10 protein-coding genes are annotated in these 10,680 nt (G+C 72.5%); 7 read left to right on the top strand and 3 right to left on the bottom strand.

Features of this window, described 5'->3' with window-relative positions; all coding sequences use genetic code 11:
• Window positions 1–622: 622 nt before the first annotated feature.
• A complete protein-coding gene (locus tag V2J85_RS38270; RefSeq protein ID WP_261954770.1) occupies window positions 623–934 on the top strand; it encodes a hypothetical protein in 312 nt (103 codons plus the stop codon).
• A 286-nt stretch (window positions 935–1,220) separates the two neighbouring features.
• Here V2J85_RS38270 and V2J85_RS38265 read toward each other — a convergent pair whose 3' ends face one another.
• The gene (locus tag V2J85_RS38265) at window positions 1,221–1,814 is read right to left on the bottom strand and encodes a TetR/AcrR family transcriptional regulator (protein WP_330824152.1); all 594 of its coding nucleotides are present in this window, start codon (window positions 1,812–1,814) and stop codon (window positions 1,221–1,223) included.
• 190 nt (window positions 1,815–2,004) lie between these two features.
• Between V2J85_RS38265 and V2J85_RS38260 the strand changes: the two genes are divergently transcribed.
• Window positions 2,005–4,005, top strand: coding sequence for an FUSC family protein (locus V2J85_RS38260; protein ID WP_330824151.1), 2,001 nt, complete (start codon window positions 2,005–2,007; stop codon window positions 4,003–4,005).
• A 309-nt stretch (window positions 4,006–4,314) separates the two neighbouring features.
• Window positions 4,315–4,821: a MarR family winged helix-turn-helix transcriptional regulator gene (locus V2J85_RS38255; protein ID WP_261954771.1), complete on the top strand. Its 507-nt coding sequence runs from the start codon at window positions 4,315–4,317 to the stop codon at window positions 4,819–4,821.
• A 145-nt stretch (window positions 4,822–4,966) separates the two neighbouring features.
• Here the strand turns inward: V2J85_RS38255 and V2J85_RS38250 are convergent, their stop codons facing one another.
• Entirely contained in the window at window positions 4,967–6,058 is a 1,092-nt protein-coding gene (locus tag V2J85_RS38250; protein ID WP_419836872.1) for a WD40/YVTN/BNR-like repeat-containing protein, read from the bottom strand.
• Window positions 6,059–6,593: 535 nt separating this feature from the next.
• Here V2J85_RS38250 and ssgD (V2J85_RS38245) point away from each other — a divergent pair.
• A complete protein-coding gene (gene ssgD, locus V2J85_RS38245; protein WP_261954773.1) occupies window positions 6,594–7,007 on the top strand; it encodes a spore wall synthesis regulator SsgD in 414 nt (137 codons plus the stop codon).
• Window positions 7,008–7,044: 37 nt separating this feature from the next.
• On the opposite strand, the gene V2J85_RS38240 is transcribed toward ssgD (V2J85_RS38245), so the two are convergent.
• On the bottom strand, window positions 7,045–7,779 hold the full coding sequence (locus V2J85_RS38240; protein WP_330824148.1) for a TetR/AcrR family transcriptional regulator: 735 nt from the start codon (window positions 7,777–7,779) through the stop codon (window positions 7,045–7,047).
• Between the two features lie 63 nt (window positions 7,780–7,842).
• Here V2J85_RS38240 and V2J85_RS38235 point away from each other — a divergent pair, with 63 nt between their 5' ends.
• The 3 genes from V2J85_RS38235 (at window position 7,843) to ssgD (V2J85_RS38225) (ending at window position 10,586) form a co-directional block, all read left to right on the top strand.
• Window positions 7,843–8,376 carry a PH domain-containing protein gene (locus V2J85_RS38235; protein ID WP_330824147.1) on the top strand — a complete coding sequence of 178 codons (534 nt, stop codon included), beginning with the start codon at window positions 7,843–7,845 and terminating at the stop codon, window positions 8,374–8,376.
• A complete protein-coding gene (locus tag V2J85_RS38230; protein ID WP_261954776.1) occupies window positions 8,373–10,049 on the top strand; it encodes a PH domain-containing protein in 1,677 nt (558 codons plus the stop codon). The genes V2J85_RS38235 and V2J85_RS38230 overlap by 4 nt, the downstream gene beginning before the upstream one ends.
• Before the next feature lie 123 nt (window positions 10,050–10,172).
• The gene (gene ssgD / locus V2J85_RS38225) at window positions 10,173–10,586 is read left to right on the top strand and encodes a spore wall synthesis regulator SsgD (protein WP_261954777.1); all 414 of its coding nucleotides are present in this window, start codon (window positions 10,173–10,175) and stop codon (window positions 10,584–10,586) included.
• The last annotated feature ends 94 nt before the right edge of the window (window positions 10,587–10,680 follow it).

Below are 10,680 nucleotides of genomic sequence, written 5' to 3'. Positions count from 1 at the left end.
GGCCTCTCCCCCCCCGGGGGGAGCCCCCGGGGGGGGAGAGGCCCCCGGGGACGGCAGCTGCGGTCGGCCCCAGGCTGTGGTTGGGAAGGCCGGGGGCAACTGCGCGGGGAGCCCGGCGTGGGGAGTAGTTGGCGTGGCAGGCCGAGCAGGGTGACATGGCCGAGCCGACTCGGCGGGCCGAACTGACTTGACATGACCTGGAGTATCGACGGATCGACGAGCTGTAGTCGGCCGGGGTCGAGGACGGGATGGTTGTCGAGCTCGCCGGGGCTGACCCTGCCTTCAGCCCGAGATGGCAAGGCACCTTCCGTCGGAGCTGGCGCGGCACCTTCGGCTCGAGGTGGCAAGGCTTCTTCCGTCAGAGCTGGCGCGGCACCTTAGGCCCAAGCCGGCGCAGTGCCTTCGGCCCGAGCTGTCGTGGCACCTTCGGGCAGGCGGCGGGGTCGGGGAGGGCTGGGGCTGGTTCCTAAAGGGGCGCTCTTGTGTCGCGCTCGTGTCCCTGTGAGACCCCCGAGGCTGTTTTCCCGGGGCGCGTGTGGACAATGGGGAATGAACGTGCGAAGCCAGTCGTGTGCTTCGCGGGGGATTGCATTTGAACCTGAGTTTCCACGGGGGAGATCACGTGCGGAAGATCATGGCCATATCGCTGGCAGCGGTGGCGTGCAGCGCCTCGCTCACCCTTGTCGCCTCGTCGCCGGCGGCGGCGGCCGACCACTCACCGCAGTGCGTCAAGGTCCGGAAGTTCTTCAACAAGGGCCAGCAGCGATACGTGCGCCTGGCGAACCTGTGCACCCAGCGCGTGTCGTGCTACAAGATCGTCATTCCTCACCACAAGGACCCGAGTGGTCGCCTTGCCAAGGGGGCGACGAGGGACGTCTGGTACGGCACGACGGGGATTCCGCGAGCGCTGTATGTGAAGAACGTTTCCTGCTGAGGACAGTGAGTCTTGAGCGGTGAGACTTGAGCGGTGAGCAGTGAGCAGTGAGCAGTGAGCAGTGAGCCGTGGGCAGTGAGCGGTGCGCTGCGAGCAGTGAGTAGTGAGAAGTGAGCGGTGGGCCGTCGAGGGAATCGGCGGCCCTTCGTTCGTCCGTCCGCCGCCGCGTGGACGCACGGCGCGCGGGCTTGCACGTCAGGCCGGCCGTGCTTGATTGCGGGCAGCCACCCACGGCGTTGCGGTCGGTTCCGCACGGCGCTGCGGTCAGACGCGTACGGGCTTGCGGTCAGACGCGTACGGCGATGCCGTCCAGGACCATGGAGAGGTACTGGCGGGCGATCTCCTCGGGGCTGTGCAGGCCGCCCGGGCGGTACCAGCTCGCGGCGACCCAGACGGTGTCGCGCACGAAGCGGTAGGTGAGCCGGATGTCGAGGTCAGCGCGGAAGACGCCGTCGGCCACGCCTCGTTCCAGGGTGCCCAGCCACGCCTTTTCGAACTTCTGCTGGGAGTCGGCGAGATAGCCGAAGCGGGGCTGGTCGGCGAGGTGCCGGGCCTCCTTCTGATAGATGGCGACGGCGGCGCGGTGCCGGTCGATCTCCCGGAAGGACTCGGTGACCAGGGCCTCGATGGTTTCCCGGGGGCCGAGTCCGGCGGCGAGTACGGTGTCGTAGCCGTCCCAGAGCTCGGTCAGGAACGTGGACAGGATCTCGTCCAGCATCGATTCCTTGGAGTCGAAGTGGTAGTAGAGGCTGCCCGCGAGCATTCCGGCCTCGTCCGCGATCCGGCGGACGGTGGTGGCGTTGTAACCCTGCGCGGCGAACACCTCGGCCGCGGTGTTGAGCAGTTCGCTGCGGCGCTCCGGTGACGCCGGGGCGGTCATGGTCTTCTTCTTGGCGGCTGGCACCCGGCCATTGTCACTCCCGTTGCGGCTGCGCCGGAGCCGCAGGCCTGTATTTCGCGAGTAAAACACTTGAGAATCTTCTGTTAGCCTCAAAGGTATGGGGAAGCACGCCAGACCTGCCGGGATGTGGACGACAGGGCGCCGGAACGCTGGGCCCGGGAGCGTCGTGGTGCGCGTCCGGCCGTTGCCGATCAAGAGCACCGTGCGGCTGCGCCGTCCCGTCGACATCTGGCACAAGCCGGCGCTCAGCGCGGTCGTGGCTCTCGGGATCCCCGACCTCATACTGTTCGCGCTGGGCCGGCTGGATCTGGTCCTCTACACCTCGGCCGGGGCGATGTGTGCGCTGTACGCGCACGGGCTGCCGTACGCCGCTCGTGCCCGCACGCTGCCGTGGGTCGTGCTCGGCATGGTCGCGAGCGTGGGTGTCGCCCTGACCGCGGCGTCGCTCATCACCTCGACCGCTCTGCTCGTGGTCCTCGCCTCGCTGGTCGCGGCGGTGCACAAGATGCTCTGCGACGCCACGCGCATCGGGCCGCCGGGGAACCTCATCCTGACGTTCATCGCGGCGTCCGCCTTCTTCGTGCCGCAGCGCCTCGGGCAGGTGCCGCTCCACCTCGCGCTGGCGCTCGGGACCGGCGTCCTGGCGTGGCTGGTGTGTATGGCGCCCGCGCTCGTACGGCCGCACGGTCCGGAGCGGATCGCGGTCGCCCGGGCGTTGGAGGCCGCGGCGGGGCTGCTGCGCGCGGAAGAGAGGAACCTCATCGAAGCGGTGCACGCGGAAGCGGTGCACGCGGAAGCGGAACAGGTGGGCGCGGGGCACACAGGTGTGGTGCCCGCGGGTGTGGTGCCCGCGGGTGTGGTGCAGGCTCGGCATGGGGCTGCGGCCGCGGTTGATGCGGCCTGGCACACGTTGTTCCTGGTGCCGGCTCGTACCCCGGAGAGGGCTGCGGTGCGTGCCGCACTCGAACGACTGCTGGTGCGGGCGGAGTCGGCGCTGGGCGGGGCGACGGCACGGGGCGGGACAGCGGCAGGGGAAGGAGCGGCGGCACCGGCAGGGGCGGCACCGAAAGGCGCGGCGGCGTCGGGGTGGCTGGGGCGGGTGGCCGAGGCCGAGCGGCTCGGTGGGTGGGCTCGTGTGTTGCGGAGCGGGCGGTCGATGCCGCGGGTCACGCTCTCGGCGGCGGAGGCCGAGGAAACGGCGGGGGTCGCGGCGGAGGACGCGGCCGTCGTCGGTGACGAGGGGGCAGCCGGGTTGCGCCGGCCCGGGCCGGGGCATCCGCGGGGCGCAGGTGCAGTACGGGCGGTGCTGGCGCGCCTCGCCCCCGGGTCACCCTTGCTGCCCATAGGTGCGCGGGTCGCCGTCGGGTGTGTACTGGCGGGCTGGGCGTCGATGGCTGTCGGTGTCGGGCATCCGTATTGGGCCGTGGTCACGGCGGCCTCCATCTACCAGGCGAACACCACGCTCTCCTGGCAGCGTGCGCTGCAACGCACGCTGGGCAATCTGCTCGGGCTGCTGCTGTTCACGGTGCTGCTGCCGCTGATCCACACGGGCCAGCTCGCGATGATCGTGCTGGCACTGGCCTTCCAGCTCGGGGCGGAGGCGTGCATCACCCGCAACTACTGGCTGGGGTCGGTCTGCGTGACGCCGATGGCGCTGCTGCTGACCGCGTTCGGCAATCCTCTGCCGGCGCACACGCTGATCGCTGACCGCTGGATCGACACGGTGGTGGGCGCGGCGTTGGGGGTGGCCTGCTGCATGCTGGTCACCAATCGACGAGCCGCGGACCGGATCGAATCCGCGCTGGAACGGGTCGTGGCGGCGGAGGGCGCCGCGCGGGAGCTGCTCGCCCGCGCGGGCGAGCCGTCGCCACGGGGGTCGGAGGGCGACGTGCGGAAGGTCGGCTGGGCGCGTGACCGGCTGGCCGGGGGGCTGGTCGAGCTGCGGGAGGCGGTGGAAGTGGCGTCCGGGGAGTGGTGGCAGCGTGCGCTCCCGGAGGAACGGATCGCCCGTGCCGAGCAACAGGGGCACCGTACGCTGGCCGGCCTCGTACGGCGGCTCTCGGAACCGGCTTCCGCGTCGGCGCCGGCATCCGATTCGGCGTCGGCATCCGTTTCGGTGTCGGCCTCCGCGTCTGCGCACGCTGCGGCTGCCGCATCCGCTCCGCCCTAGGCTGCCCTGGGCTGCGGGCTCGCGCCGCCGCTCCGGCGTCGGCTTCCCCCGTTGCAGCGGCTTCGTCGCGGGCTTCGACTTTCCCTGCTGCCGCTGCCGCGGCTCCGGCGTCCGCTCCCGCTCCCGCTCCCGCTCCCGCCTCGATTCCGGCTTCGGTCTGCGCCTCCCCCGGTGCTCCCCCCGGTACTCCTCCCCGGTGCTCCCCCGGTACTCCTCCCCCGGTCCGCGCCCCGGCCCCACGGCGCGCGTCCGGTGCCCTATGAGCAGGCACAATTGAAGGCGTACGCAATGGCCGAGAGGAGAGTGCGGGTGACCGAGGACATCGTCGCGGGGGTGCTGCGCCAGTGGCAGCAGGTGCACCCCGGGCTGGACACCGGCCCGATGGCGGTGATCGGACGGCTCAACCGCTGCTCCGCGCTGCTGCAGCAGGCGGCCGATGCGCCGTTGCGGCGGGCCGGGCTGACCCGTCCCGAATTCGACATCCTCGGCACGCTGCGCCGGATGGACCGCGAGCTGACGCCCGGGCGGGTGGCCCGCGAGACGTTCGCGTCCGGTGCGGCGGTGACCAAGCGGGTGCGGCAACTGGAGGAGCGGGGGCTGATCGCCCGTCGGCCCGACGACCGCGACCGCCGGGTCGCCCATCTGTCGCTGACCGACGAAGGACGCGAGATCATCGACCGGCTGCTGCCGGAGCAGTTGCGGTACGAGGCCTCGCTGCTCGACGGCATCGGCGATCAGCGCCAGGAGGAACTCTCCGCGGCGCTCAGCGAGTTGCTGGTCGTACTGGAGGGGCGGCTCGGCAGCCTTTTGGACTGACCGGGCGGGCGAAATGCGGCCGACTCGCTTCTCACGGCTCCAGGCGTGCGGCCGGAGCCATGCGTCTGATCACCGCCCCAGTCGTGCAGCCGGAGCCATGCGCCTGATCACCACTCCAGCCATGCGACCGGAGCCCTACGTCTGATCACGGCTCCAGGCGTGCGATCCGTCCCCGTTCGCCCGCGGCCCAGCAGCCGAGGTCGGGGGCGCAGTCGACGGTGTCGTACGAGCCGGTGTCGAACGGGTGCCAGGTGCGGCCGCCGTCGGCGGTCAGATCGCTGCCGGACGGGCCGACCGCCAGGGCGAGCCGGCGGGAGTGCGGGAGCCAGGCCACGCCCGAGCGGTACGCCTGCGGGGGACGGGCGGCCGCCGACCAGGTGGCGCCGGCGTCGGCGCTGACCGCGGCGGCGTGGGGCGACGGCTGGTCGGCGCGGAAGTCGCCGCCGACCGCCAGCCCGTGGGCGCGGTCGCGGAAGGCCAGCGCGAAGACGCCGCGGGCCGGGTCACCCGCGGGGATCGGGGCGTCGGTGACGGACCAGGTGCGGCCGCGGTCGGCGGAGTGCAGTACGCGGGCGGTGGCCGCGCCGCCGGTCGCGATCCAGGCGTCATGGCTGCCGGCGGAGACCAGGCACTGGCCGCTGGCGGCGAACGCCGCCTCGCCCTGCTGCGCCGGAGGCATACCGTCCGACGGCAGTACGCGCCAACTCCGGCCGCCGTCCGCGGTGGACAGCACGCGGTACCTGCCGTCCACGGGGTCGCTGAGGGCGATGCCGTGGCGCCGGTCGAAGAAGGTGAGGCAGTCGTAGAACGCGTGTGGGTCGGTGTTGCGGAAGCTTTCCGTCCAGGTGGCGCCGGCGTCGTCGGTGCGGAAGACGCGGGACGCCTCCCCCTCGCCGATCGCCAGGACGACCGCACGGCGCGCGTCGAACGCCTCGATGTCGCGGAACTCCAGCGTCGCGGCGCCCGGCGGCGACACATCGGTCCAGTGCCGGCCGCCGTCGCGGGTGCGCAGCACGGTGCCGGACGTACCGGCCACCCAGGCGGTGCTGCGGCTGACGGCCGCCAGACCGCGGAAGCGGGCGGTGCTGCCGCTGTCCTTGAGGTGCCAGCCGGCGTGCGGGCCGGTGAGCGCCGCCGCCGGCACCGGCTCGCGGACGGCAGTCGGGTCGGGCGGGGCGGGCGTGGCGGCGGCCGGGCCGGCGGCGAGGGAGAGGAGCGCGGCCGCGAGTGCGGTCACCCCAACTGCGAGCTCGCGCAGGCGAGTTCGCCTGCCACGGCCACCGCCGACGGCTCGGCCCACACCAACACCGACGCCAGCACCGACACCAACGTCCTGAGTCATGCCCCTGCCCCCGTTCCCCCTGCGCACCGTGCGCCGCATCGGCCCCACCCCGCTCACGCCCCACCCCGCTCACGTCAGTGCGTGGAAGCTAGCCGAGCCGGGTGGTCACGTCCAGACCGTCGGCCGGCCGACCTGGGTGATGTGCCGACACATCGCCATATGCCAAGGCTCACTTCATGCGGCCTGCCCTTCCCTCCCCACTCCGGGCCCTCCCCTCGTGACGCAGCTCACGCTTAATCCCGCGGTCACCGGCGCACCCGGTCCCGCCGCCCGCTCGTCCTAATGGACGGGGGCCGCATCCGCACTCCTGCACCACTGCACCACCGCACTTCGCAGTGTCCGCGATGCGCCGTGTCAGCGATGCACGGCGCCGGCGAGGCGCGGTGTCCGCACGTCCGCACCACCGTCACCACCGTTAGGGAGTCACGCGATGTCCAGCGTCATCGACCATGCCGTTCAGGCCCGCCTCATCGCGACCGCTCCCCGGTCGCGGGTGATTCCGGCGAGCCTGCGGTACGACCGCACCGACCCGTTCGCGGTGCGTCTGGTCTTTCCGCCGGCGGCCTCGCTGGACGGGGCCGAGGTGGTGTGGACGTTCGGCCGGGAGCTGCTGGAGGAGGGGCTGTACGGGCCGGCCGGGGCGGGTGACGTGCAGGTCTGGCCGTGTACGTCCGAGGAGATCATGGTCGAGTTGCGCACCGACGGTGGGATGGCGGTCGTGGAGTTCATGGCGCAGGAGCTGCGGGAGTTCCTGGAGCTGTCGTACGGGGTCGTCGCGCAGGGAGATGAGGCGCGGCATCTGGACGTCGAGGCGGATCTCGCCGCCCTGTTGCGCGAGGCGTAGGCCCCCCGTAAGTGCCCAGCCCCCCGGGGCCCCTCGCTCACCCCTTCCCGAAGAGGTTGTCCAGACAGCGGTCCAGGAGCCGGAGGGCGGTTTCCGGCTCGTGGACGTCCAGCAGGACGTAGGTGGCGAGCCCGTCGACCGTGCCGATCAGCAGCATGGCCTCCTCCGCGGTGGCCCGCCCGGGGTCCAACTCGCCGCGTTCCACGGCGCGTTGGAGCTGGCTGACGAAGAAGTCGCGGAGCTCCGGGATGCCCTGCTGGGCCTCGGCGCGCAGGGCGGGGTCGTGGACGGCGCGCACGTAGTAGGCGGCGCCGACCAGCAGGCCGGTGCGGCTCTTCTCGTCCAGCGGCAGCATTCCGGAGAGGCAGGCGCGCAGCACCTCCCGGGGCGTCGGCTCGCCCGCGAGGGCCTCGATGCGCTCGCGGACGCGGTCGGCGGCCAGTTGGTTGATCCGCCGGAGGGCGAAGAGCAGCATCTCGTCCTTGGTGCGGAAGTAGTGCTGCAGCCGGCCGAGCGAGATGCCGGCCTCGGCGGCGACATCGCGCAGGCTGGCGCCGTCGAGGCCGCGGGTGACGGCGATCCGCCAGAGGGCGGCGGAGATCTCCTGCCGTCTGGCTTCGTGGTCCACCTTCTTGGGCACGGCGGAGGACTTCCTTTCGCGCTCCTCGCGCTTCTTGCTTCTCTCGCGCTCCTCGCGCTTCTTGCTTCTCTCGCGCTCCTCGCGCTTCTTGCTTCTCTCGCGCTTCTTGCTTCTCGCTTCTCGTTTTTGCAAGTCGCTTGTACCGTTATAACGTATCGCTATCCAATACAGTTGACCTGGAAACGGTGACTCCGCATGTCCGAGCCCGAGGCCGAGCCGCACGCCGCCCTCGTCCTGCGCCCGCCCCGCCATCGCGTCGATCCCCGCGCCCGCCGCTGGTGGGCGGCGCAGGCGCTGCTGACGCTCAGCGGTCCGATGCTGCTGACCGCACTGGTCATGGCGGTCCTGTCCGTGCTGTTCTTCCCGGGCGCCCTGCCGTGGCTGGGGCCCCTGCTGCTGGTCGTGCTCGTCGTGCCGGGCCTCGGCTATCTCTTGGTGATGCCGCGGTGGCGGTACGCGGTGCACGCCTGGGAACTCGGCGAGCGGGCGGTGTACGCGGCGGGCGGCTGGTTCTGGCAGAAGCGGCGGATAGCCCCGCTGTCCCGGGTGCAGACGGTGGACACCGTGCGCGGTCCGTTGCAGCGGCGGTACGGGCTGGCGACGGTGACCGTCACCACCGCCTCGACCGCCGGGGACATAAAAATCGCGGGGCTGTCGGACGCGGACGCCGAGGAGCTCTCGCGGCGGATCGGCGAGGCCGCGCAGCAGGTGCCGGGTGATGCCGTATGAGCACCTCACACCCGGCGCGGCCGGTGCGGTGGGACCACCCCTCGCCCCCGCCCCGGTGGCGGCGGTTGGACCCGCGGACGCTGCTGGTGCACTGCGGTTGGATGGCGGCGCCGCTCGGTTCGCTGGCGTTGACGGCGCTGGCCACCGGGGGTCGGATCAGCGCCCGCGGCTGGATCACCCTGGCCGTCATCGCCGCTTCGTTCGCCGTCGTCACCACCCTCGGTCTGATCCGCTGGGCCCGTACCGAGTTCCGGGTGAGCCTCGACGGGGGTGCCGACGCGGCGGGCCACGCGACCGTGCGGCCCGACCCCGCAGGCGGCGCCGCGCCCGGTCAGTACGCCGCCACCCTCGACATCCGCAGCGGGCTGTTCAACCGGCGGCTGCGGAGCATCCCGCTGCACCGCATCCGCACCGTCGATCTGACCGCGTCACCGCTGCACCGGCTGCTGGGCGTCACCGTGTTGCGGGCCGGTACGGCCGGCTCGGGCGAGGGCGGCGGGGCGCTGTCGCTGGATGCGCTGGCGGCCCCGGAAGCGGCGCGGCTGCGTGCGGAACTACTGGCCCGGGCCGGCAGTGCGGCGGCCGACGGCGACCCGGTGCTGGCCCGTGTCGACTGGCGCTGGCTGCGGTACGCGCCGCTCACGTTCTGGGTCGTCGGCGGGGTGTTCGCGGCGGCGGGTTCGGTCTACCGGGTGCTGGACGGCATCGGCATCGAGCCGTGGAAACTCGGCATCGTCCGGGAGGCGTTCGCCGAGTTCGGCACGAGCGCCCTGTGGGTGACGGTCCCGGTGGCGCTGCTGGCCGTCCTCGCCCTGGGCTCGGTCGGTGCCCTGGCGCTCTACGTCGAGAACTGGTGGAACTACCGCCTGGAGTGGACCGACGGCCGCACGCTGCAGGTGCGGCGCGGGCTGTTCACGACCCGGTCGGTCGCCATCGAACGCGCCCGGTTGCGCGGGGTGTTGCTGCGGGAGCCGCTGATGTTGCGGGCCGGCGGTGGTGCGCTGGTCAGGGCGGTGGCCGGCGGTCTGGGCAACCGCGAGGAGAACCGCAAGCGGAGCGGGCTGCTGCCGCCGGCGCCGCGCGCGGAGGCACTGCGGGTGGCGGCCGGCGCCCTCCGCACACCCTTGCCGGCCGCTTCCGCCTCCCTGGCCCCCCACCCCCGCGCGGCCCTCCGGCGCCGCAGGATGCGCGGGATGCTGTGCGTCGTGCTGCCCGGCACCGCGCTGCTCGCCGGGCTGGGGGCGGCCCTCACCCCCGTACTGCTGCACTGCGCCTGGGTCTTCGCGGTGGTGGCCACGCCGCTGGTGCTGTGGCTGGCGCGGGACGCGTACCGCAGTCTGGGGCACGGTCTCCAGGGCGGCTTTCTGGTCGCCCGGTCGGGCACCTTCAGCCGCGACACCCTCGTCCTCCAGCGGTCCGCGATCGCGGCGTGGACGTTCACGGATTCGCCGTTCACCCGCCGGTCCGGTCTGGTCACCCTGACCGCGGCGGTCGCGGCGGGTGAGGACGGCTATCGCATCCGGGATCTGGCGGCCGGCGAGGCGGCCGGGTTCGCGGCGGCCGCGGGGCCGGGGATTCTGGCGGAGTTCCTCGTTCCGGCCGGGCAATCCCCGGTGGCATCGGTGGATTCCCGGACGTTCCCGGGGAGTTCGGGGGGAACGCAGCAGGGGTGACAGCGTTCCGACAAGGACCCCGCAACATGAGATACATCACACCCCTGTCGCGTGCACGGCGAGAGCGGGCACACCGTCCTACTGGACGAGCCATTGCCCAAACAGCCGTGAGGGAGCAGCGCGATGAACACCGTCATCGACCACGCCGTCCAGGTCCGTCTCATCGCCACCACTCCCGGCCCGTACGGGGTGCCCGCGGTGTTGCACTACCAGCCGGCCGACCCGCTGGCCGTACGGATGTCCTTCCCGCCGGAGATCTCGCTGGACGGCTCGGCGGTGGACTGGGCGTTCGCGCGCGAGCTGCTGGCGGAGGGCGTGCGGGCGCCGGCCGGGCGGGGCGACGTACGGGTGCGGCCGTGCGGCCCGGACCGCACGGTGATGGAGTTCCACGCGGACGAGGGCATCGCGATGGTGCAGTTGAACACGGTGGACGTGCGGCGGTTCCTGGACCGGTCGTACGAGGCCGTGCCGGCCGGCAGTGAGCTCGCCCACCTGGGCATGGACCGCGGACTCGCCGAGCTGTTCGGCGCGGCGTAGGGCCGCGGGGGAAAGACGGCCGATGGGCGGCGACGGCCGCCCACGGACGCCCAGCGCCGAACGCCGACAGATGGCCGCAGACAGCGCCGACAGG

This window comes from Streptomyces bugieae, assembly GCF_036352915.1.
In the GTDB taxonomy this organism is placed as follows: domain Bacteria; phylum Actinomycetota; class Actinomycetes; order Streptomycetales; family Streptomycetaceae; genus Streptomyces; species Streptomyces endophytica.
Note: the sequence above shows the minus strand (reverse complement) of the source record. Positions and strands in the feature narration are given on the sequence as shown.